Origin of the sequence: Pseudomonas sp. GV071 (assembly GCF_003050835.1) — a bacterium.
Classification (GTDB): domain Bacteria; phylum Pseudomonadota; class Gammaproteobacteria; order Pseudomonadales; family Pseudomonadaceae; genus Aquipseudomonas.
Genome location: NZ_QAOJ01000001.1, coordinates 611,461 through 632,120, shown reverse-complemented (window position 1 = coordinate 632,120; position 20,660 = coordinate 611,461). Strand labels below are relative to the sequence as shown.

The following is a 20,660-nucleotide window of genomic DNA, read 5'->3' as shown; positions in this document are numbered from 1 at the left end:
ACGATGCCGTGGGTTGCACTGGCTACAGTGACGAGCGCGATGCGCGGTTGTCTGTGCGCTAGCACACCGTGAAATTCCGGCAATGGCTTGCCAGCCCTGGCAAAGGCCTGCCGCAGCTGCGCCGAAAAAAAACCGTAAATCGTTGTTATCCATCAAAAAAATAACTGGCCTGGGTTTTGCTCTGCTCCCTCGCAACGCAATCAGGAGCAGCACCATGACAGGAATCAGCACCACCACCATCACGCAAGCGTTGGAGAGCCTCAAGCAAGGCGTTCGCGACGGCACCCTGAAGGCCGCCAGAATCGAAATACCCGGCGCGACCGCCGAGGTCAAAAGCAAACTGGAAGCCAACTACCAGGCTGACGTACAGCAGTTTGCGCAACAGCACGTCGACTACCTCACCGCCCTCAGCCGCACCCAGCTCAATGCTGCAACCAACTCTGCCACCTTGCCCGACGTCGCCAGCCTCAGCAAAACCGAAGCGAAATCGATGCTCAGCGGCCTGCAACAAGTGAAGTTCACCGGCGACCTCGACGGCAAAACCCTGAGCGCCAGCAACGGCAGCCAAAACACCGACAGCCTTGCGGTGTATATGCAGTGGCTGCAAGCGCAGGTGGGGATCGATGTATACGCCTAGTCGCAGTGACCGGTTGCAGATTGCATGTCGCTGATCCGCCGACCATGCAATCTGCAAATGCCAAGGTGATATCAGTTCAGATCAAGACGTTGATTTATAAGCAAATTAATTAAAAATTCAAGTTGGCACGGCGGCTGCTCTCCTGTTTGCATCGCAAAAACAACATGGAGCGCAACACCATGCAACTCGCCATCAACTACCTGTTCCAGTCCTTCCCCGATCAGCAGGTCGCCGTCACCCCACGCCCCGATGGCACTCTGGTGCTGTCGCTGCAATCCGGCGAACAGCGGATCACCAAGGTCATCGCCAGTGAGGCGGTGTTCAGCGAAGCGAAGATCAAGGACGTGGTGCGAGACATCCAGCGTGACATCAAGCTGGCCTCCGGCGAGCTGTGCTGGAAAGGTGCTGGCGCGCATTGGGTATGGCAACGCCTGCCCACCTACGAAGGTCCGGTGCATGTCACCAAAGCCAAGCGCCTGTCGCAGCGCCCGCTGGCCCATGTGCGCCCGCAGTTGAATGCCGCCATGTCGGCCTGACCACGATTTACCCTCCCAGCAACAGACTTGCCCGGCGACCTCAGCGGCGCCGGGATTTTTTTGCCCGTTCATCACCCCGCTAGCCTGTGCTAATTTCGCCGCACACCCCGCCGCAGCGATACGACCCATGGCCATTGCCGACAACCTGCTTGCCTTCACCCTGGCCGCCACCCTGCTGACCATTACCCCAGGCCTGGATACCGCCCTGGTGCTGCGCACCGCCACCGTAGAAGGCAAACGCCAAGGCCTGCGTGCGGCCCTGGGCATCAACGCCGGCTGCTTGCTGTGGGGCGCCGCCGTGGCGTTCGGCCTGGGCGCGCTGATTGCCGTCTCCGAGCTGGCTTTCAACCTGCTCAAATACTGCGGCGCGGCCTATCTCGCCTGGCTCGGCGTGAACATGCTGCTGCGCCCACGCGGTTCGCTGGCGCCCGTTGAGGCAACGGGCAAGCCCGACAGCAACTGGTTTCTCAAAGGCATGCTGGGCAACTTGCTCAACCCCAAAGTCGGCATCTTCTACGTGTCCTTCCTGCCGCAATTTATCCCCCAGGGCCAACCGCTGATTGCCTGGACGTTTGGCCTGGTGAGCATCCACGTGGTGCTAGGCTTGCTCTGGTCAATCCTGCTGATCAACGCGACCCAGTCCCTGGCTGGCCTGCTACGCCGCGAGCAGGTGATTCGCTGGCTGGACCGCACCACCGGGCTGGTCTTCGTCCTGTTTGCCGCGCGCCTGGCGCTGAGCAAACGTTGAGTTCAACGCGGTGTTCGACACCGCTACCCGCACCCTGATCGGATTCAACGGTGCGCTGCACATCATGGAAGCCTGAGCATGTACACCCTGCTGGAATTCAAGGACGAGGCCCTCGCCACCTACCTCAACAGCGCCCTGCGCCGCCATGGGCTGGACTCAGACGTGATCAGCCTGGGCGTCGACCCTCAGGGCCTGCCGATTTTCACAATTATCTGCCTGCGCATAAGCCAGCTGACCCTCGCCCGGCACCTGATCTACAGCAGCCGCAGTTTTATCGTCGACCTTGAAGCCGAAGCCGCCAGCAAGTTACTGGCGATACGCCGACAACACCGCCAGGCGTTACTCGGGCGGCTCACCTCACCGCCGGCATTGTGGTTCTCAGCCGTGGCGCTGACGATTGCGGCGCTGGGTTATTGGTTCGAGTGGTAAATGACAGCTCCCAATCCGCGTCGTCTGGTCACTTACCTGCCCTTGCGCTTATGATCCCGAGCGCAAAAAATACAGTTCACTCCACGGACGGAACGCGATCAATGACAAGCCCTTACACCGTATCCAATACCACCCTCAGCGCCGACCACGTCCCAGTGGACCCGCCGTCCAAACGTCCGTTGTGGAAAGCCTTCTGGCTGCTGTTTGTACCCAGCTGCATCGCTGCCAACGCCCTCAGCCTGATGGGGTTGTTGTACTTGCGCGCCAACGTCGATAGCGCGCTGTTTCAAGGGCTGACCCAGGGCTCACCGTTCAGGGTTGGTTTGCTGTCGTGGCTAACGCTGGCGGTGCCGTTTCTGCTCAGTGCGCCGCTGGGTATGTGGGCCATCTGGCACGCTGCGCCGGCCAAACGATTCCGCGCCTTGAGCTGGGCGGCGAAGCTGGTGGCGCTGGCCTATTTCGCCGGGGTGGCGTTTATTCTGACCCAGGCTTTTTTGCGGGCTTTTCGCGGCGTGTTGGTGGTGTAGCGCGCTTCGATCCCGAAGCATCTGCCACTCCATAAAATCCCAAAAACATATCCACGGTCGCCTCCACTACCTGCTTCTGCGCCGCCTCGGACAACCGCTCCTGGCCCATTGCCAACTGCGGCCAGAACGCGAAGCTCTTGACCAGCCCCTGCAGCTGCTGAGCGGCGAACGCAGGGTCCAGCGGTTTCAGGCGCTGATCGGCCATGGCCTCGCGAATCCACACCGTGACGCCCTCTTCCTTGTCGCCCAGTCGCGCCATCATTTCCCGGCCACGTTCAGGCGACAGTACGGCCTCACCCACCAGTACCCGCGCCAGGTCGAGAAAGCTGTCGTCGTTCAACATGCGCATCTTCTGCCAGGTGAGCTCGAGCAGCTGTTCGCGCAGCGGGCGCTCGCGCTGGTAGCTGAGGTCGACTTCCGCAACCCGGCGCCAGAGGTGCATGAGAATTTCCGCGAACAACGCTTCCTTGCTGGGGAAGTGGTTGTAGACCGTGCGTTTGGACACCTCGGCCGCTGCGGCCAGGCGGTCCATGTTGGCGCCGCCGAAACCGTATTGACGGAACTCGTCGATGGCGGCGGTGAGGATGGCCTCGTGCTTGCGGTCGGTCAGGCGTGTGGGGGCAGTCATGGCAGGGCTCGATCACGTTTACACGCAATGTTACACGAGGCAGTTTACTTTTCTTCGGGAAAATCTACACTCTCCAGTGTAATTTTCCTGCGACCCGGAAGCACCCTGCGGTCGCAGCCCCCTCCAGACGCTCACGGGTACTTTCACTATGACCTGCAGTTCGTTCGCCAAAGCGCCGCCGAATTCCGATCAGTACGTTAACAAGCGTTTCCAGAACAGCACGCCAACGCCCTCCACCGGCTTCACCAAAGTGCTGCGCATTCTCTGGGAATTCATCTTTCACAAATCCGCCGACAGCGTGCCCGCAACCCCGGTGCCAGTGATGGCCTTGACCCGCGCACAGCTTGAAGCAGCGCCCGACCACAGCCTGTACCGCCTCGGCCACTCGACCATTCTGCTGAAGATGCAGGGCGGTTTCTGGCTGACTGACCCAGTGTTTTCCGAACGTGCTTCGCCCGTGCAATGGGCCGGCCCGCGCCGCTTCCACCAGGCGCCGATCACGATCGAGGAGCTGCCGAACATTACCGGCGTGATCCTCTCGCACAACCACTTCGACCACCTCGACAAGGCCAGCATCCTGGCCCTGGCGAGCAAGGCCGAACACTTCATTACCCCGCTCGGCGTCGGCGACACATTGATTGCCTGGGGCGTACCGCCAGCCAAGGTGCACCAGCGTGATTGGTGGCAGAGCGTGTCGGTCGGCGGCCTGAAACTGGTGGCCACTCCGTCCCAGCATTTTTCCGGGCGTGGTCTGTTCGATAGCAACCAATCGCTGTGGGCGTCCTGGGTAGTCCTCGACGGTGATTTCCGCCTTTTCTTCAGCGGCGACACCGGCTACTGCGACGCCTTCAAAGCCATTGGCCAATGCTACGGCCCGTTCGACCTGACGCTGATGGAAACCGGCGCCTATGACCGCCAATGGGCCGCCGTGCATATGCAGCCTGAGGAAACCCTGCAAGCGCATCTGGACCTCGGCGGACGCTGGTTGCTGCCGATTCACAACGGCACCTTCGACCTCGCCCTGCACGCCTGGTACGACCCGTTCGAACGCATCACCGCGCTGGCCGAGGCCGCCAACGTGGCCCTGGCCACACCGCAAATGGGTGAGCGCGTAGACATGGACCAGCTGACTGCGGGCGCGCCCTGGTGGCGAGCCGTAGCGCAGAAATAATCGGCAAACAGCGAGCCAGGCCAGGCCGCGGCAGCTGTGATCCAATACCGCCCCTGGCATTTTTCATCTAAGGACTCGCATGCCCCTGATCACCGAACGTGTTGCCCTCGCCCGCCGCGGCGCCAACGACAAAGTCATCTGCCGCATGGCCTCTGGCTGGGCCGTGATGGGCGATGTGCAATTTCTGCCGGGTTATTGCCTGCTGCTGCCCGACCCGGTAGTGCCGAGCCTCAACGATCTGGATACCGCGGGCCGCACCGCTTACCTATTGGACATGGCGCGCCTGGGCGATGCGGCGCTACAGGCCACCGGGGCGCTGCGGATGAATTACGAGATTCTCGGCAACTCGGAGCCGGAGCTGCATTGCCATATTTTCCCGCGCTACGCCACGGAACCGGAGCAGCACCGCAAGATGCCGGCGTGGTTTTACGACTGGAAGACTGCGACGCCGTACGCCGAGGAACAGCACGGCGAACTGCGCCAGAAAATCGCTGAGTTGTTGCAGGCATCCAGCTAACCTCGAGCTTCAGCAGCCCTCACACCGCCTACTCCGGAGCATGGCAACAAACGCACAGCTTGTTGCCCTCCGTGTCGCGAAAGTAAGCGCCGTAATAGTCGGCGTGGTAATGCGGGCGCAAGCCAGGCTCGCCTTCGCAGTGGCCGCCATGGGCGATGGCGGCCGCGTAGCTGGCGCGCACTGCGGCGCGGTTGGGTGCCAGCAGCGCCAACATCTGGCCATTACCGGGGGTACTGGGGCCGCCATCAAAGGGGGCGGCGATCACCAACAGCGGTCGCGCAGCGCTCGGTGAAACCCAACCGGCCCAGGGTTTGTCACGGTCGCAGAACTTCAACTGCAAACCCAATTCGGCCGTCAGCGCCTGGTAAAAACCATAGGCTCGGTCGAAATCGGCAACACCTAAAAAGACGTGGGAGATCATGCTGGCTACCGGATCGCGAGGGGTGGCGCTCAGCATGCATCAAGCTACAGCGCGGATAAAGCTAGCCGCCGAGTGCAGGGGCTTGGCCCTTCTGGCCAGCCGGCTGATCAACATTGATATGGCGGACTCGTTAGAGGCAAAGGGACTGCTGGAGGGAGCGTCTTTTTCCGGCCAGAAGCTGCCGGTCGCCAGAGGCGGAAAACGGCCGAACGCAGCCATTCAAAGCTCTACAAAAGCAGGGGCGATTCAAGGTGTTGCGCAGTGGGTTGTGTCCTTCGGCTGCTGTCGCAAGCGCTCAACGATCTATCGGACTATTTCGCTAGGCCTATTCAGCCTTTGCGGGGCAACCCTTGTAGGCCTACGGTTAAATGCGCTGTCCTTCGGTGTGCCTTTGTGGGTTGTGGGCGAACGCTCTGAGCCAAGTACTTCTGGAGCATCCCAGGTGAGAGAGTCTGGCTGCATGCGGATCATGATTGGGCATCGAAATAGTTTCCGACTCGTTATGAACGGGAGAAAAATCATGAGTGCCAAGAACTTCTTGATGGCTCTGGCGACGCTGACCATCGTCGTCGGCGGGCCATTGGTGACAATGCCGAGCTACGCCACTGAACAGGCTGATCAACGTCAGAAGGCGCGGGATACGAGACAGGACGGGCGCGACACCGCGCGGCAAACGAAGGAAGCTTGCAAAAAGGGCGATGAGTCGAGTCGTGCCGAATGCCGCCAGGATAAGCGCGACACTAAGCAGGACACGCGCCACACCGCTCGAGACATCAAGTACTAGGACAACCAAGGCCAGCCCCGCCGAACGCCTGTCCCAGCCTGCGCACGCCCGGCAGCGTGCGGCAATTGCCCGCAATCTCAATCCCGCTCACTGGCAATTAGTCGGTACAGCAGCGAACCGATCAACGCGCCAGCGATCGGAGCCAGCCAAAACAACCACAACTGACCGACAGCCCAGTCACCGACATAGAGCGCGACCGCAGTACTGCGCGCCGGGTTGACCGACGTATTGGTCACTGGAATCGAGATCATGTGGATCAGCGCCAGACTCAAACCAATGGCCAAGGGGGCAAAGCCAGCCGGGGCGCGTCTGGATGTGGAGCCAAGAATGATCAGCAGGAAGAATGCGGTCATCACCACTTCGGTGATGGCTGCCGCCGTCAGTGAATAGCCACCGGGAGAGTGCGCGCCATAGCCATTGGAGGCAAAGCCGGCAGACAGTTCGAAACCGGCCTTGCCGGAAGCGATCAAATACAGAACGCCTCCCGCTGCCACGCCGCCCACTACTTGAGCCGCGATGTAGGGTAGCAGCTGGGGCAGTGGCAGACGCCCGCCTGCCCAGAGGCCGACCGAAACAGCTGGATTGAAATGCCCGCCGGAGATATGCCCCACTGCATAGGCCATGGTCACGACGGTCAGGCCAAACGCCAGCGACACCCCAAGCAAGCCTATCCCCAGTTCTGGAAAGGCGGCAGCCAGCACCGCGCTCCCACAGCCCCCCAGCACCAGCCAGAAGGTCCCTAAAAACTCGGCGCCATACGCTTTCATATGCAACTCCCTGTGCAGAAAGCCAGACTGACTGACTACCTGGCTCGAGAGTGGGGAGTGTAGGTTGTGCTTAAAGCGGCGCTAGTTCAAAGGCTCATAAGTAGAGGGATTGGTGGAAAGATTTGTTTCTACTCTAAATGACCCATTGCTTCTGGCCGTAAGCAGCCCGTCGCCAGCGGCAGCGATCGGCCATAGCAGACTCTCACCATCTCTCGCATCCATCCAAATTCAGGTCAGCTGTCGGACGCCCAATCCCAGAATCAGGCCGCCGCACAGACGATCAATTACTTTCCGCGCCTTCTGATAGGCGCAAGAGATTCTCGACTGTGACAAAGCCAGCGCAACCAGCCCATACCAGGTCGCCGAAACGACGACCACAACCGCCAGCATTGAGGCAAAGGTGCTGACCGAGACGTGGGCGGGCGCTGCTGCTGAAAACACGGCGGCGTAGAAGGCCACGGATTTGGGGTTGCCGAGGTTGGTAACGACCCCCTGCATGAAGGAGTTTCGCACGCTACCAGCGCAGTCTTCCTGGGCCCGTGGGACCGGATGCTTGCCGGCTTTGATGATCAGGCGTACGCCAAACCACATCAGGTACGTCGCGCCCAGTATTTTCACAACGAGTGCTGCCCATGGCATGGCCGCAAACACCAGGCCCAGGCCAGCGATCGCACAGCCAGACCAGAGTAGATTCACAGTCACTATGCCGGCCACCAAGGCCAGCGCCTCAGCCCGTGTCGCGGCTACTGCCTTGTGAACAACGGCGACGAAGTTAGGCCCCGGAATCACTACGCCCGCCAGATAAACCCAGAAAACGGTGAGCACCGCCGTACTGTCGAACATGTGGATTCCTCGTCGGGCATATCGTTATCGGGGTCTGGTTGAAAACCGCATTAAGTTTTCCGCCGTGTGAGCCCTGATGTTAACGAGCAAAAGGGGGTAGCCGTCAGGCACAGGTCCGCCAATAAAAGCCCATACAGAGGTGTTTCATGCCTGAGCGGAAAATGGGACAGGGACAGGGACAGGCGTATGCTGCCATTTGCCTGAGGCAGCTATCGGGCTAGCAGGCGTTTGGCGAGCATCGATACGGCTTGAGCCGGTGAAGCCAGAGCCGTGTCTATCGTAAACGGTGCTTCAGCCCACGCTTCGTATTCGTGATCCAACACAGATTGCCAGGTTGGTGGAGTCAGCCCAGGAATATCACCCAGCCTTGTTTCTACACGGCGCTGATGTTCATTTTTGTCCGAGCAAATCACTTCAATATTCATCAACCGAACGCCAGCTCTTGAGGCGATTGCGCCCCAGGCCAATCGGCTTTCGATCACTGGATTTACGCAGTCAACGATGACGGTACGTCCCAATTCAAGATTACTCAGCGCAAGCTCATTAGCGACCATGTAACCACTGTGCCCTACATCTTGAGCAAGTACACCGGAGTTTCGTATCGCTTGCTCAATAGTATCGATCCGCAGGTAGAGAGCGCCTATCGAATCGACCAGCCCTTTGGCAATAGTGGTTTTTCCGGTGCCTGGAAGACCGCTGAATACGATAAGCATTTTCTGTCCTTCACTGTGAGTTAACTCATTATTGGCCTAACCGATTCGGGCTGATCCCCTACCGCCTCTGGCCGCCAGCGCCTGGGCTAAAGCTTCATCATTGGCAGTGGACTTAACGGGTGGGTCAGCAGCCGCTTGAAAGACAGCTGCAAAAGACGACGATGAAACCCCGCATCCGGGAACTGGGCAAACACCTCCTTGCGCTGCTTCCGGGAAACACCGTAAGCGAACAGGCCATGGGTAACATCAATCCAGTCGCCCTTGCGGAATGCCTCCACCAGCGCCGGAGCATCGCCCTGCACCGGGGTGATTTTGTGATGGTGGTGGATCATCGCCATGACTTCCTCGCTCCAGGCGTGACGCCCGGTTTCCTGCAGAAACGTCAGCGCCAGCCGCTCGGAGGGGTCGAGGTAGTCAAAGGTCTTGTCGGTCCAGATACCGAGGTCGTGAAAAGCACCGGCGATGGCGAGTTTCTCAAGTTGGCTGGCGTCGAGTGGCATGACCAACGAGCAGAAGTTGAGCACCCGGTACACATGATTGCGGTAACCGCGGTAATCCGCGCCGAGTACCTGGAGGTAGCGTTGCAACAAGGTTTCCAGCAACTCGATATGGGTGATCATCTGCACGCCTTGCTTGTGGTTCATTAGGTTGCTGTTTGCGCTGGCACAGGCTCTGGTACGCACTGTCTCAATACCCCTTGCTCTCCTCCGCCAACAAGCCCTGCGCCATTCGCGCAGCGGCCCGTTGCTGGTCCTTGCGCAGGCGGCGTGTGGCGAAGTGGCGAACCCTCCAGGGCAGCTGCGTGATGCGCTTGCCGGTGGCGGCAGCCAGCACATAAGCGTGGGCGCATTTTTCGAACAGCTCTGCATTGAGCATCAACCGCGCGCCGGTCATGCCGAGCAGCAGCAGTTCGCCGTTATGGCTGAGGATATTGCTGCCGCTGGCCAGCTGGGTTTTCCACGGTGTGTCGCTAGGCATCAGCTTACTGATATGCCGCACCTGCTCATCAAAGACATTCGGCAACTCGCCGGTAACCTCCAAGAGATGGCGTCCATAACGGCCGCAACCCGACGCGATGGCGCCGATATCGGCACGGGCGGCGTACACCTGGGCATGCAGCTGCTGAACCGCGCTGGCGCCCTCAGCCCCCAGCGTAACCAGGTTTGGCGTCGCCTCTTCACTGGCAGCAAACCAGAACTGCGCGGTCCCGGGCACCCGGGTGGAAATTGCCGCAGTGTTCTGCGCCTGCAAGTGCTTGGCGCCCAGTCGTTCGCGGATGGTCTGCCACATCGCCCGCTGCTGCTCCTGCACACTCATAGCGCGCCTCCCAGCGAACCGAGCAAGCGCGCCAACACCGACGCACGCGCTGGCTGTTGGGCCTGCTGCTGGCTGATCAACTGCTGCAGATGAGCCCGGCAAAACGCTTCCAGCTGGTCGAGCACCGCCACGGCCTGTGCACTGTCACGACCGAGACAGATCACCCCATGATTTTTCATCAGGTAGGCCTGGGTATCCGCCGTCACCGCCTGCGCCACCTTGTTGGCCAGGGCTGTGGTGCCCGAGTAGCGATAGGCTATCGCTGGAACCCGTGGCCCGAGAATCGCTGCCTGCGGCTCCGGCACCTGCAACGCTTCACCGATCAACGCGCAGGCACTGGCCACCGGTTGATGGGTATGCAGGCTGCAACCGACATCGGCACGCCGTTTCAGAATGCCGGCATGCATGGCGGTTTCCACAGAGGGTTTGCGTTCACCGTCCATCTGCTGCAGATCGTCCAGACGCAGCACGCAGACATCGGCCGGGGTCATGCTCAGGTAATCCAGCGCCGAGGGCGTGACCAGCACATGGGTGGCGTCCACCCGCTGCATCAGGTTGCCGCCGGTGCCGGCAAAATAGCCTTTATAGGAAAGCTGCACACAAAGCTCCACCACCTGGCGGCGCTGGCTTTCAAACAGCATGGTCACCCTCCCCCGGAAACGGCCGGCGCGCGAGCAAGGCGCGCGCCAGCTCTGCTGATAACGCTGCACACCAAGGTAGTTCAAAGCGCAAGGTCTCGCCGCTGGGCAAATTGGTTGCCCACTCGGCGGTGAAAAACCCGGATAATGGCCGCCAATTTTGCTTGCGCGCTTGTGGTAACCCCCATGGAAATCAAGGTCAACTTTCTCGACAACCTGCGACTTGAAGCCAAGTTCGATGACTTCACGGTGATCGCCGATCAGCCCATCCGCTACAAGGGCGATGGCTCGGCGCCGGGGCCGTTCGATTACTTCCTGGCTTCGTCGGCGTTGTGCGCGGCGTACTTCGTCAAGCTGTACTGCCAGACCCGCGACATTCCCACGGAAAACATTCGCCTGTCGCAGAACAACATCGTCGACCCGGAAAACCGCTACCAGCAGATTTTCAAGATTCAGGTGGAGTTGCCGGCGGATATCTCCGCGAAAGACCGCCAGGGCATTTTGCGTTCCATCGACCGTTGCACCGTGAAGAAGGTGGTGCAGGCCGGCCCCGAGTTCATCATCGAGGAAGTCGACAACCTCGACGCCGACGCCCAGGCCTTGCTGCTGCCCAGCACGGCCGCCGGTAGCGAAACCTATATCGCCGGCAAGGACCTGCCGCTGGAGCAGACCATCGCCAGCATGTCGGCCATTCTTGCCGGGCTGGGGATGAAGATCGAAGTGGCCTCGTGGCGCAACATCGTGCCCAACGTCTGGTCGCTGCATATCCGCGATGCGCAGTCGCCGATGTGCTTTACCAACGGCAAGGGCGCCAGCAAGGAAAGCGCGCTGGCCTCGGCCCTGGGCGAATTCATCGAGCGGCTGAACTGCAACTTCTTCTACAACGATCAGTTCTGGGGTGAGGAGCTGGCCAACGCCGACTTCGTGCACTACCCGGATGAGCGCTGGTTCAAGCCGGGGCCCAAAGACGAGCTGCCGACCGAGATCCTCGACCCCTACTGCCTCAAGGTTTACAACCGCGAAGGCGAGCTGCGCGGTTCACACCTGTATGACACCAACTCCGGCAACACCCAGCGCGGTATCTGCTCCCTGCCCTTCGTCCGCCAGTCCGATGGCGAGGTGGTGTACTTCCCTTCCAACCTGATCGAAAACCTCTACCTGAGTAACGGCATGAGTGCCGGCAACACCCTGGTCGAAGCGCAGGTGCAGTGCCTTTCGGAAATCTTCGAGCGCGCGGTGAAGCGGGAAATCCTCGAAGGCGAGATGGCCCTGCCGGATGTACCCGCCGAGGTGCTGGCCAAGTACCCGGCGATTCTCGCCGGCATCCAGGGTCTGGAAGAACAAGGTTTCCCGGTGCTGGTCAAGGACGCCTCGCTGGGCGGTGAATTCCCGGTGATGTGCGTGACCCTGATGAACCCGCGCACCGGTGGCGTGTTCGCCTCGTTCGGCGCCCACCCAAGCTTTGAGGTGGCGCTCGAGCGCAGCCTCACCGAGCTGCTCCAGGGCCGCAGTTTCGAGGGCCTCAACGACCTGCCGCAACCGACCTTTTCTGGCCATGCGGTGACCGAGCCGAACAACTTCGTCGAGCACTTTATCGACTCCAGCGGCGTGGTCTCGTGGCGCTTTTTCAGCGCCCAATCCGACTACGAATTCGTTGAGTGGGACTTCTCCGGCCACGGCGAAGACTCCAACGCCGAGGAAGCCGCCACCCTGTTCGGCATTCTCGAGACCATGGGCAAAGAGGCCTATATGGCGGTGTACGAACACCTGGGCGCCAGCGCCTGCCGCATCCTGGTGCCGGGCTATTCGGAAATCTACCCGGTGGAAGACCTGATCTGGGACAACACCAACAAGGCCCTGCAGTTCCGCGCCGACATCCTCAACCTGCACAGCCTGAGCAAGGTCGGCCTGCGCACGCTGGTGCAGGGTCTGGAAAACAGCGAGCTGGATGACTACACCGAAATCAAGACGCTGATCGGCATCGAGTTCGATGACAACACCGCCTGGGGCCAGCTGACCATCCTCGAACTGAAGTTGCTGATCTACCTCGCCTTGCAGAAATACGAGCAAGCCAAGGACCTGGTCGAAGCCTTCCTGCAGTACAACGACAACACAGTCGAGCGCGGCCTGTTCTACCAGGCGGTCAACGTGGTGCTGGAAATGCAGCTGGACGAAGACCTGGAACTGGAAGACTTCGAGGTCAACTTCCGCCGCATGTTCGGCAACGAGCGCATGGACGCCGCCATCGGCTCGGTGGACGGCAGCGTGCGCTTCTATGGCCTGACCCCGACCAGCCTGAAACTCGAAGGCCTCGACCGTCACCTGCGCCTGATCGACAGCTACAAAAAGCTGCACGCCGCGCGCGCCAACGTCAGCCAGTAAACACCATGAAAGCCACACGCCTGACGCTGATCGCCCACGCTCGAACGCCCGCGCAAAAGCTCGGGCGCTTGGCCGATGACGAAGCGATAGAAGACGTGGCGGCCGAGTTGATCAGCGCCCTGCAAGTGCGTGCAGGTGAGCGTCAGGGTGTGTTGTGCGGCCCTGAATTGCGCACCCGGCAAACCGCCGCGTTGCTGGTCAATGACCTGGTGCTGGAGCCGGCGTTAGCCGATTGTGATTTGGCGGCGTGGCGCGGGTTGAGCCTGAAAGACCTGCAAGAACAGCAAGCCGATGCGCTGCAACAATGGCTGAACGACAGCGCGGCGGCGCCCCATGGCGGCGAGTCGCTAGATGCGCTGGGCGCGAGGGTTGGCGCCTGGCTGGAGGGCTTTCGCCAGCCGGGGCATTGGCTGGCGGTCACCCATCCCTTTGTGATCCGCGCGGCCTTGGCCCATGTGCTGCACTGCTCCCCCGCCGACGCCCAGCAGATCGATGTCGAACCGCTGGCGATGGTCGAGTTGAGCCATTACGGCAAGTGGCGCTTGCGGTTGTAATTGTGCGCTCGACATTTATGTAGGTTGGGTTGAGCCAAAGGCGAAGCCCAACGATGCCTGGAAGCCTGCGCGCTCACCGATATCAGCCAGGTTGTGGATTGCGTCGTTCGTTCTGTTTGATGGGGCGTGGAGGCAGGCCTTTGGGTATCGTTGGGCTTCGCTGCGCTCAACCCAACCTACGCCGCAGGAATTTCTTCGCGCAGCCGGCGCGCTGCCGCCACCATGTTCACCAACGCCGCTTCCGTTTCCGGCCAGGCGCGGGTTTTCAGGCCGCAATCCGGGTTCACCCACAGACGGCTGGCCGGTACCCGTTGAGCGGCTTTGCGCAGCAGGTTGGCCATCTCGTCGCTGCTCGGTACGCGCGGTGAGTGGATGTCGTACACGCCCGGGCCGATCTCGTTCGGGTAGGCGAAGGCTTCGAAGGCATCCAGCAGCTCCATGTCCGAACGCGAGGTTTCGATGGTGATCACGTCGGCGTCCATTTCGGCGATGGCCTTGATCACGTCGTTGAACTCGCTGTAGCACATGTGGGTGTGGATCTGGGTTTCGTCACGCACGCCCGAGGCACACAGGCGGAACGCCTCGGTGGCCCAATCCAGGTACGGCTGCCAGTGCGATTTGCGCAGCGGCAGGCCTTCGCGGAACGCCGCTTCGTCGATCTGCACGATCTTGATCCCTGCCGCTTCCAGGTCCACCACTTCGTCGCGAATCGCCAGCGCCAGTTGCCGGGCCTGCAGTTCGCGGCTGACGTCTTCGCGTGGGAACGACCACATCAGCATGGTCACCGGGCCGGTCAGCATGCCTTTCATGTGCTTTTTGGTCAGGCCCTGGGCGTAGCGAATCCAGTCCACGGTCATCGCCTGCGGGCGGCTCAGGTCGCCGAAGATCACCGCCGGTTTCACGCAGCGCGAACCGTAGCTTTGCACCCAACCGAAGCGGGTGAACACGTAGCCATCCAGTTGCTCGGCGAAGTACTCGACCATGTCGTTGCGCTCGGCTTCACCGTGCACCAACACGTCGAGGCCGAGCTTTTCCTGCACGTCCACGGCATGGCGGATTTCGCTGTACATGGCTTCGGTGTATTCAGCCAGGCTCAGCTTGCCCTGCTTGTACGACTGACGCGCCAGGCGAATGGAGGCGGTCTGCGGGAACGAACCGATGGTGGTGGTGGGGAAACGCGGCAGGTCCAGGCCAGCGCGTTGTTTTTCCGCCCGCAGCGGGAATGGAGATGGGCGCTGGCTGTGTTGTGGGCCCACGTTGGCCAGTCGCGCTTGCACTGCTGGCTTGTGAATACGCGGTGAGGTGGCACGAGCCGCCTGCACGGCATTGCTGGCCGCCAGGGCATCGAGCACCTCGGGTGCTTCCGGCTCGCTCAGCGCGCGGGTCAGCAGCGCCACTTCCTGGCATTTCTGCACGGCAAAGGCCAGCCAGCTTTTCAGCTCGGCATCCAGTTTGTCTTCGCGGCCGAGGTCCACCGGACTGTGCAGCAGCGAACAGGACGGTGCCACCCACAAACGGTCGCCGAGCCGCTCCTGCGCCTCATGCAATACCTGCAACACGGCGTGCAGATCACAACGCCAGACGTTGCGGCCATTGACCACCCCCAAGGACAGAATCTTGTACGCCGGCAGGCGGTCGAGAATGCTCGGGAATTGTTCAGGGGCCCGCACCAGGTCGATGTGCAGGCCATCCACCGGCAGGTTGGCGGCCAGCCCGAGGTTGTCTTCCAGGCCGCCGAAATAGGTGGCCACCAACTTCTTCAGCGGCTCGCGCTGCAGCACGTTGTAGGCGCGCTCAAAGGCGTTTTTCCATTCTTGCGGCAGGTCCAGCACCAGAATCGGCTCGTCGATCTGCACCCACTCCACGCCTTGTGCGGCCAGGCGCTGGAAGATCTCGCCGTATAGCGGCAACAGGCGCTCCAGCAGGTCGAGCTTGTCGAACTCGGCGCCCTTGGTCTTGCCCAGCCACAGGTAAGTCAATGGGCCAATCACCACCGGTTTGACGGTATGGCCGAGGGCCTTGGCTTCAGCCACTTCGTCGAACAGCTGCTCCCAGCTCAGCTGGAACTGCTGGTCAGCGGCAAACTCCGGCACCAGGTAGTGGTAGTTGGTATCGAACCACTTGGTCATCTCCTGGGCATGGGCGCCGCCGCAGCAGCTGTCGCTGACACCACGGGCCATGGCGAACAGGGTGTGCAAGGTCGGTTTGCCGGTGTGCGGGCGGAAGCGCTCGGGGATCACGCCAAAGGTCAGCGAGTGGGTCAGCACCTGGTCGTACCAGGCGAAGTCACCCACCGGCAGCAGGTCGATGCCGGCGTCTTTCTGCAGCTGCCAATGCTGGGCGCGCAAGGCGCTGCCCACGGCGCGCAGGCCGGCTTCATCCAGTTCGCCTTTCCAGAAGGCTTCTTGGGCTTTTTTCAGCTCGCGGTCGCGGCCGATGCGGGGAAAACCAAGGGTGTGGGCCAATGCCATTTGGGGGGTGTGCTCCAGTGAAAATTCAAGGCGCACATATCACCACCCCAATCAGCATGAGACAAATTCAATAAATTCGTGATTAAAAACAGACTTCCTCATGTTGGCGACGCTAGTTGTCCACCCGCAACCCATGGCGCGCTGCCACGCTCTGGTAAACGCCATTGCGGCGCAGCTTGGCCAGGGCCTGGTTAAAACGCTCAAGCAATTGCTCGGCATTCGGGTAGGCACGGGCGGTCATCAGGTAGTTGTGGCCGACCGCTAGGGGCGTTTCCATCACCCGGAAGTTCGCCTGGTCCTCAGCGGGAAAGGTCTTGCGGATCACGTCCCAACCGACCGACTCCACCGCCGGCACCATGTCCACCCGCCCTGCGCGCAGCTTCTTGAAACTGGACTCTTCGCTGGTGGCCAAATCGAGCGTCAACCCGGCGTTGGCGAATAGCGCTTCGTAGTAATAACCGCGCACCCCGCCCACTTTGTAGCGCTGCAGTTCGGTGAGGCTGTCGAAAGTGCGCGGGTAACCCTGGTTGGTCGGGCTGTAATAGAACAGCAGGGTCTGTTTGGCATACAGCGGCTGGGAGAACAGGAATTTCTGCTCGCGTTCCGGGGTGGGCACGTAGGGCATGGTCGCCCACACCTGCAGGTCCTCCACCGCCCGTTCGCAGCGCGGCCAGGGCATGAAGCGGAACTGAAAGGTCACGCCCATTTCCTTCGCGACTTCGGGCAGCAACTCGGTGAGAAAACTGTTTTGCCCCTTGGCGCTGACGTAGGGCGGCAGCTCGCTGGTGGCGATGGTCAGGACCGGGGTGGCGGCGTGGGCCTGGCTGCTGAGCGCAAGCAGGCACAGGGCGGCGTGAAAAAGGTGTCTGATCGTATTGTCCGCCGGAGTTGCCTGTTGAGTGGGTTATAGGACTCTAGACAATCCTGGCTCGCCAGACGTTCTGCATTTTCCTGCACGAGTCTGGGTCCCAGCCTGCGCTGGGACGACAGGGTGTCAGCCTCCATCATTCCGGCGTAGGCCGGAATCCAGAATCTCAAGTCAAGCGCCCCACCCACCCAAAAAAACTTCCACCACGTCACCACTCAAACGCACCGGCCAGACCTTCAAAGACTGCTCCGGGTACTCCAGGCAGGTGCCGTCCTGCAGGCGAAAGTGTTGTTTGTACAGGGGCGCGGCGATCACCAGATCGCCCGCCAGGCTGCCGACGATGCCGCGGCCGATCACATTGGCGCCAGACAGCGGGTCGCGGTTGTCGACGGCAAATAGCTGCTCGCCGTCGGGCAGGTAAAACAGTGCCACCTGCACGCCGTCCACCAGCGACACCACGCCGGAGTTGGCAACCAGATCGCTGCGCCCGCAGACCGCGGTCCAGCCTTGGGTTTGTTCGATAGCCATGGCCTGCATCACACCACCTCCACTGCGTTGATCAGCTTGAGTTCATCGAGCTGGATCGGGCGGATCTGCCCGCGTTCTTTGACGAAATGAATGTCCGGGTCGCCGCCCTTGGCGTTGACGAAGGTACGGAAGCGTTTGAGTTTTTCCGGGTCTTTGAGGGCGTTGGCCCATTCGCATTCGTAGCGGTCGACCACCAGTTGCATCTGCGCTTCCAGCTCGGCGGCCAGGCCCAGGCTGTCATCGATGACCACGGCTTTCAGATAATCGAGGCCGCCCTCCAGGCTTTCGCGCCATACCGAGGTGCGTTGCAGCTTGTCGGCGGTGCGGATGTAGAGCATCAGGAAACGGTCGATGTAGCGGATCAGGGTTTCGTCATCGAGGTCGGTGGCGAACAGTTCGGCGTGGCGTGGGCGCATGCCGCCGTTGCCGCTCACGTACAGGTTCCAGCCCTTCTCGGTGGCGATCACGCCGACGTCTTTGCTTTGCGCTTCGGCGCATTCGCGGGTGCAGCCGGAGACCGCGAACTTGAGCTTGTGCGGCGAGCGCAGGCCCTTGTAGCGGTCCTCGATGAACAGCGCCATTTTCACGCTGTCCTGCACGCCGTAACGGCACCAGGTGCTGCCCACGCAGCTCTTCACCGTGCGGGTGGATTTGCCGTAGGCGTGGCCGGTTTCAAAGCCGGCGGCAATCAGCTCGCCCCAGATGTCCGGCAGCTCGTGCAGCTGCGCGCCGAACAGGTCGATGCGCTGACCGCCGGTGATCTTGGTGTAGAGGTCGTATTTCTTCGCCACCGCGCCGATGGCGATCAGGCCGTCGGGGCTGATTTCGCCACCCGGAATGCGCGGCACCACCGAGTAGGTGCCGTTCTTCTGCATGTTGGCCATAAAGGTGTCGTTGGTATCTTGCAGCGGCACCAGCCAGGGCTCCTGAATCGGTCGGTTCCAGCACGAGGCGAGGATCGAGCCGATTGCCGGTTTGCAGATATCGCAGCCGACGTGGCCTTTGCCGTGACGGGCGAGCAGGTCTTCGAAGGTTTCGATTGCGCCGACGCGCACCAGCGAATACAGCTCCTGGCGGGTATAGGCGAAGTGTTCGCAGAGGCTCTTGTCGACCACCACGCCACGGGCGGTGAGTTCGTGTTCGAACACCTGCTTGAGCAGGCCGGCGCAACCGCCGCAACCGGTGGCGGCCTTGGTGCTGGCCTTGAGCCCGGCGAGGTCGCTGCAGCCGTTGTCGATGGCGCAACAGATGGCGCCCTTGCTGACGTTATGGCAGGAGCACACGGTGGCGGTGGCCGGCAGTGCGTCCACGCCCAGGGCCGGCGCAGCGCTGCCTTGCGGCAGAATCAGTGCAGCCGGGTCGACCGGCAAGGCGATGCCGTTCTGCACGTATTGCAGCAGGGTGTCGTAGTAGCTGTTGTCGCCCACCAGCACCGCGCCGAGGGCTTGTTTGCCGTCGGCGGAGACGATCAGGCGGCGGTAGGTGGAGGTGGCTTCGTCGATAAAACGGTAGCTGCGCGCACCGGCAGTGGCGCCATGGGCATCGCCGATGGAACCGACATCCACGCCCAGCAGTTTCAGCTTGGTGGACATGTCGGCACCCAGAAACGGTGCGGCGCTGTCGTCACTCAAACCGGCCAGATCGCACAACTGCGCCGCCACACTGCGGGCCATCTGATAGCCCGGCGCAACCAGGCCGAAGATGCTGCCGTTCCAGGCCGCACACTCGCCGATGGCAAAAATTCGTGCATCGCTGGAGCGGCACTGGCTGTCGATGGCGATGCCGCCACGGGCGCCGAGCTCCAGCTCGCAGGCTTTGGCCAACGCGTCTTGCGAGCGGATGCCGGCGGAGAAGACGATCAGGTCGGTTTCCAGAAACTCGTCATTGGCGAAGTTCATCCGGTAGCGGTAGTCGCTGCCCGGGGTGATCGACTGGGTGCCGCGCGACAGGTGCACGCTGACGCCCAGTTCTTCGATCCGCGACTTCAGCGCGTGCCCCCCGTGGTCGTCCAACTGCACCGGCATCAGGCGCGGGGCGAACTCCACCACATGGGCTTCGAGGCCCAGCGACTTGAGGGCGTTGGCTGCTTCCAGGCCGAGCAGGCCACCGCCGACCACCACCCCGCGGCGGGCGTTTTTCGCCGCCGCCTGAATGGTGTCGAGGTCGGCCAGGGTGCGGTAGACCAGGCGCGAGTCGCCGGCCGCGCCTTCAATCGGCGGCACGAACGGGTAAGAGCCGGTGGCCAACACCAGGTGGTCGTAAGGCACGCAGCCGTTGGCGGTGATCACCTCCTGGCGGGCGCGATCGATTTCCAGCACCGGCACACCGAGGTGCAAGGTCACCCCCGGCGTCTGATACAGCGCCGCCTCACCGAGGGCCAGCGACTCGGCATCGCGGCCGCCGAAGTATTCGGACAGGTGCACACGGTCATAAGCGCGCAGCGGTTCTTCGCTGAACACCTGAATGCGGTAATGGGCCAAGGCGCCCCGCTCCACCAACTGCTCCACGCAGTGATGGCCGACCATGCCGTTGCCGATTACCACCAGGGTTTGCAGATCATTTGTGCTGTTCATAGATGCCACCCGCTCAAGCCAACTCGGTTTTGTCGAAGCAAAAAAAAAGCGCCCGGAACCAAAAAGGTTCCAGGCGCCTTTGCCTGTTCGTGCTGCCGGCCCATGGGCCTGACGCAGTCATTTGTTACCCGGGCCGGTTGCGGCCAGATGATCGCCATTGATCAACAGGGCATCCCACACGCAGCAACGCGGCGGGTTGCTGGGGCGTATGCAGTGGTTGTGCCAGAAGGAATTAAATGCCGCTTGAGTGGGCGTGGTTGGTGGGTTTGTAGCCTTGAAGTGGCAGCGCTGACGCTGAGCGAATCGGGACCAAAACAGTGCGACCTTGCACCACCACGCCCCAAGCTGACGCGATTTTTGCCCACGCACATTCCGTAGGAGCGACGTAGGTTGGGTTGAGCCAAAGGCGAAGCCCAACGATACGCACCCATTCGCCCCAACCCCGCCAACCAAGAGAACGCCCTCAAACCGCGCCGCGTAGGCCATGGGATCGCTATGTTGGGCTTCGCTGCGCTCAACCCAACCTACTCGCTGATAGAACGTCTTGGCCCAGCCATTGCTACACACACGCAAAGGCCATCAACGACGATGGCCGCTCTTACAGGCAA

Annotated in this window: 22 protein-coding genes; 10 read left to right on the top strand and 12 right to left on the bottom strand. The window is 61.5% G+C overall.

Annotation, left to right across the window (positions count from 1 at the left end):
- The first annotated feature begins 214 nt into the window (after positions 1 to 214).
- The 5 genes from C8K61_RS02815 to C8K61_RS02795 all read left to right on the top strand — a co-directional run bounded on the left by C8K61_RS02815 (position 215) and on the right by C8K61_RS02795 (position 2,877).
- Complete coding sequence (locus C8K61_RS02815; RefSeq protein WP_108094645.1) at positions 215 to 637, top strand: hypothetical protein; 423 nt, start codon at positions 215 to 217, stop codon at positions 635 to 637.
- Between the two features lie 179 nt (positions 638 to 816).
- Positions 817 to 1,173: a DUF3509 domain-containing protein gene (locus tag C8K61_RS02810; protein ID WP_158272493.1), complete on the top strand. Its 357-nt coding sequence runs from the start codon at positions 817 to 819 to the stop codon at positions 1,171 to 1,173.
- 127 nt (positions 1,174 to 1,300) lie between these two features.
- Entirely contained in the window at positions 1,301 to 1,921 is a 621-nt protein-coding gene (locus C8K61_RS02805) for a LysE family translocator (protein WP_108094643.1), read from the top strand.
- A gap of 78 nt (positions 1,922 to 1,999) precedes the next feature.
- A complete protein-coding gene (locus tag C8K61_RS02800; RefSeq protein ID WP_108094642.1) occupies positions 2,000 to 2,350 on the top strand; it encodes a hypothetical protein in 351 nt (116 codons plus the stop codon).
- A gap of 101 nt (positions 2,351 to 2,451) precedes the next feature.
- Positions 2,452 to 2,877 (top strand): hypothetical protein, encoded by a 426-nt coding sequence (locus C8K61_RS02795; protein ID WP_108094641.1) that lies wholly within the window; start codon positions 2,452 to 2,454, stop codon positions 2,875 to 2,877.
- Here the strand turns inward: C8K61_RS02795 and C8K61_RS02790 are convergent.
- Entirely contained in the window at positions 2,825 to 3,505 is a 681-nt protein-coding gene (locus C8K61_RS02790) for a TetR/AcrR family transcriptional regulator (protein WP_108094640.1), read from the bottom strand. The genes C8K61_RS02795 and C8K61_RS02790 overlap by 53 nt on opposite strands.
- A 148-nt stretch (positions 3,506 to 3,653) precedes the next feature.
- Here C8K61_RS02790 and C8K61_RS02785 point away from each other — a divergent pair, with 148 nt between their 5' ends.
- Positions 3,654 to 4,676 carry an MBL fold metallo-hydrolase gene (locus C8K61_RS02785; RefSeq protein WP_108094639.1) on the top strand — a complete coding sequence of 341 codons (1,023 nt, stop codon included), beginning with the start codon at positions 3,654 to 3,656 and terminating at the stop codon, positions 4,674 to 4,676.
- A gap of 79 nt (positions 4,677 to 4,755) precedes the next feature.
- A complete protein-coding gene (locus tag C8K61_RS02780; protein ID WP_108094638.1) occupies positions 4,756 to 5,193 on the top strand; it encodes an HIT family protein in 438 nt (145 codons plus the stop codon).
- 28 nt (positions 5,194 to 5,221) lie between these two features.
- On the opposite strand, the gene C8K61_RS02775 is transcribed toward C8K61_RS02780, so the two are convergent.
- Positions 5,222 to 5,614, bottom strand: coding sequence for a VOC family protein (locus tag C8K61_RS02775; protein ID WP_108094894.1), 393 nt, complete (start codon positions 5,612 to 5,614; stop codon positions 5,222 to 5,224).
- A 520-nt stretch (positions 5,615 to 6,134) separates the two neighbouring features.
- Here C8K61_RS02775 and C8K61_RS02770 point away from each other — a divergent pair.
- Complete coding sequence (locus C8K61_RS02770; RefSeq protein ID WP_108094893.1) at positions 6,135 to 6,398, top strand: hypothetical protein; 264 nt, start codon at positions 6,135 to 6,137, stop codon at positions 6,396 to 6,398.
- A gap of 77 nt (positions 6,399 to 6,475) precedes the next feature.
- On the opposite strand, the gene aqpZ is transcribed toward C8K61_RS02770, so the two are convergent.
- The 6 genes from aqpZ to C8K61_RS02740 all read right to left on the bottom strand — a co-directional run bounded on the left by aqpZ (position 6,476) and on the right by C8K61_RS02740 (position 10,679).
- Positions 6,476 to 7,165 (bottom strand): aquaporin Z, encoded by a 690-nt coding sequence (gene aqpZ / locus C8K61_RS02765; RefSeq protein WP_108094637.1) that lies wholly within the window; start codon positions 7,163 to 7,165, stop codon positions 6,476 to 6,478.
- 228 nt (positions 7,166 to 7,393) lie between these two features.
- Positions 7,394 to 8,008: a LysE family translocator gene (locus C8K61_RS02760; RefSeq protein ID WP_108094636.1), complete on the bottom strand. Its 615-nt coding sequence runs from the start codon at positions 8,006 to 8,008 to the stop codon at positions 7,394 to 7,396.
- 209 nt (positions 8,009 to 8,217) lie between these two features.
- Positions 8,218 to 8,721: an AAA family ATPase gene (locus C8K61_RS02755; protein WP_108094635.1), complete on the bottom strand. Its 504-nt coding sequence runs from the start codon at positions 8,719 to 8,721 to the stop codon at positions 8,218 to 8,220.
- An 86-nt stretch (positions 8,722 to 8,807) separates the two neighbouring features.
- Entirely contained in the window at positions 8,808 to 9,365 is a 558-nt protein-coding gene (locus C8K61_RS02750; protein WP_218277791.1) for a hypothetical protein, read from the bottom strand.
- 43 nt (positions 9,366 to 9,408) lie between these two features.
- A complete protein-coding gene (locus tag C8K61_RS02745; protein WP_108094634.1) occupies positions 9,409 to 10,038 on the bottom strand; it encodes a hypothetical protein in 630 nt (209 codons plus the stop codon).
- Positions 10,035 to 10,679 carry a class II aldolase/adducin family protein gene (locus C8K61_RS02740; protein WP_108094633.1) on the bottom strand — a complete coding sequence of 215 codons (645 nt, stop codon included), beginning with the start codon at positions 10,677 to 10,679 and terminating at the stop codon, positions 10,035 to 10,037. Before C8K61_RS02740 ends, C8K61_RS02745 begins: the two co-directional genes overlap by 4 nt.
- 183 nt (positions 10,680 to 10,862) lie before the next feature.
- On the opposite strand from C8K61_RS02740, the gene C8K61_RS02735 reads away from it, so the two are divergent.
- Both C8K61_RS02735 and C8K61_RS02730 read left to right on the top strand, forming a co-directional pair.
- Positions 10,863 to 13,058 carry an OsmC domain/YcaO domain-containing protein gene (locus C8K61_RS02735; RefSeq protein WP_108094632.1) on the top strand — a complete coding sequence of 732 codons (2,196 nt, stop codon included), beginning with the start codon at positions 10,863 to 10,865 and terminating at the stop codon, positions 13,056 to 13,058.
- Between the two features lie 5 nt (positions 13,059 to 13,063).
- Entirely contained in the window at positions 13,064 to 13,612 is a 549-nt protein-coding gene (locus C8K61_RS02730) for a histidine phosphatase family protein (RefSeq protein ID WP_108094631.1), read from the top strand.
- A gap of 176 nt (positions 13,613 to 13,788) precedes the next feature.
- Here the strand turns inward: C8K61_RS02730 and metE are convergent, their stop codons facing one another.
- The 4 genes from metE to nirB all read right to left on the bottom strand — a co-directional run bounded on the left by metE (position 13,789) and on the right by nirB (position 20,052).
- The gene (gene metE, locus C8K61_RS02725) at positions 13,789 to 16,083 is read right to left on the bottom strand and encodes a 5-methyltetrahydropteroyltriglutamate--homocysteine S-methyltransferase (protein ID WP_108094630.1); all 2,295 of its coding nucleotides are present in this window, start codon (positions 16,081 to 16,083) and stop codon (positions 13,789 to 13,791) included.
- Positions 16,084 to 16,195: 112 nt separating this feature from the next.
- Entirely contained in the window at positions 16,196 to 16,861 is a 666-nt protein-coding gene (locus C8K61_RS02720) for a substrate-binding periplasmic protein (protein WP_371919963.1), read from the bottom strand.
- A 261-nt stretch (positions 16,862 to 17,122) separates the two neighbouring features.
- Positions 17,123 to 17,479: a nitrite reductase small subunit NirD gene (nirD, locus tag C8K61_RS02715; protein WP_256589348.1), complete on the bottom strand. Its 357-nt coding sequence runs from the start codon at positions 17,477 to 17,479 to the stop codon at positions 17,123 to 17,125.
- Between the two features lie 8 nt (positions 17,480 to 17,487).
- The gene (gene nirB / locus C8K61_RS02710; protein WP_108094627.1) at positions 17,488 to 20,052 is read right to left on the bottom strand and encodes a nitrite reductase large subunit NirB; all 2,565 of its coding nucleotides are present in this window, start codon (positions 20,050 to 20,052) and stop codon (positions 17,488 to 17,490) included.
- Positions 20,053 to 20,660 lie beyond the last annotated feature (608 nt).

Coding starts and splice junctions, on each gene's coding strand:
- C8K61_RS02730 (WP_108094631.1), top strand. CDS start 13,064: ATGAAAGCCACACGCCTGACGCTGATCGCCCACGCTCGAACGCCCGCG.
- C8K61_RS02775 (WP_108094894.1), bottom strand. CDS start 5,614: ATGATCTCCCACGTCTTTTTAGGTGTTGCCGATTTCGACCGAGCCTAT.
- C8K61_RS02760 (WP_108094636.1), bottom strand. CDS start 8,008: ATGTTCGACAGTACGGCGGTGCTCACCGTTTTCTGGGTTTATCTGGCG.
- C8K61_RS02750 (WP_218277791.1), bottom strand. CDS start 9,365: ATGAACCACAAGCAAGGCGTGCAGATGATCACCCATATCGAGTTGCTG.
- C8K61_RS02810 (WP_158272493.1), top strand. CDS start 817: ATGCAACTCGCCATCAACTACCTGTTCCAGTCCTTCCCCGATCAGCAG.
- C8K61_RS02805 (WP_108094643.1), top strand. CDS start 1,301: ATGGCCATTGCCGACAACCTGCTTGCCTTCACCCTGGCCGCCACCCTG.
- nirB (WP_108094627.1), bottom strand. CDS start 20,052: ATGAACAGCACAAATGATCTGCAAACCCTGGTGGTAATCGGCAACGGC.
- C8K61_RS02755 (WP_108094635.1), bottom strand. CDS start 8,721: ATGCTTATCGTATTCAGCGGTCTTCCAGGCACCGGAAAAACCACTATT.
- C8K61_RS02735 (WP_108094632.1), top strand. CDS start 10,863: ATGGAAATCAAGGTCAACTTTCTCGACAACCTGCGACTTGAAGCCAAG.
- C8K61_RS02780 (WP_108094638.1), top strand. CDS start 4,756: ATGCCCCTGATCACCGAACGTGTTGCCCTCGCCCGCCGCGGCGCCAAC.
- C8K61_RS02815 (WP_108094645.1), top strand. CDS start 215: ATGACAGGAATCAGCACCACCACCATCACGCAAGCGTTGGAGAGCCTC.
- C8K61_RS02800 (WP_108094642.1), top strand. CDS start 2,000: ATGTACACCCTGCTGGAATTCAAGGACGAGGCCCTCGCCACCTACCTC.
- C8K61_RS02770 (WP_108094893.1), top strand. CDS start 6,135: ATGAGTGCCAAGAACTTCTTGATGGCTCTGGCGACGCTGACCATCGTC.
- C8K61_RS02790 (WP_108094640.1), bottom strand. CDS start 3,505: ATGACTGCCCCCACACGCCTGACCGACCGCAAGCACGAGGCCATCCTC.
- C8K61_RS02745 (WP_108094634.1), bottom strand. CDS start 10,038: ATGAGTGTGCAGGAGCAGCAGCGGGCGATGTGGCAGACCATCCGCGAA.
- aqpZ (WP_108094637.1), bottom strand. CDS start 7,165: ATGAAAGCGTATGGCGCCGAGTTTTTAGGGACCTTCTGGCTGGTGCTG.
- C8K61_RS02785 (WP_108094639.1), top strand. CDS start 3,654: ATGACCTGCAGTTCGTTCGCCAAAGCGCCGCCGAATTCCGATCAGTAC.
- C8K61_RS02795 (WP_108094641.1), top strand. CDS start 2,452: ATGACAAGCCCTTACACCGTATCCAATACCACCCTCAGCGCCGACCAC.
- nirD (WP_256589348.1), bottom strand. CDS start 17,479: ATGGCTATCGAACAAACCCAAGGCTGGACCGCGGTCTGCGGGCGCAGC.
- C8K61_RS02740 (WP_108094633.1), bottom strand. CDS start 10,679: ATGCTGTTTGAAAGCCAGCGCCGCCAGGTGGTGGAGCTTTGTGTGCAG.
- metE (WP_108094630.1), bottom strand. CDS start 16,083: ATGGCATTGGCCCACACCCTTGGTTTTCCCCGCATCGGCCGCGACCGC.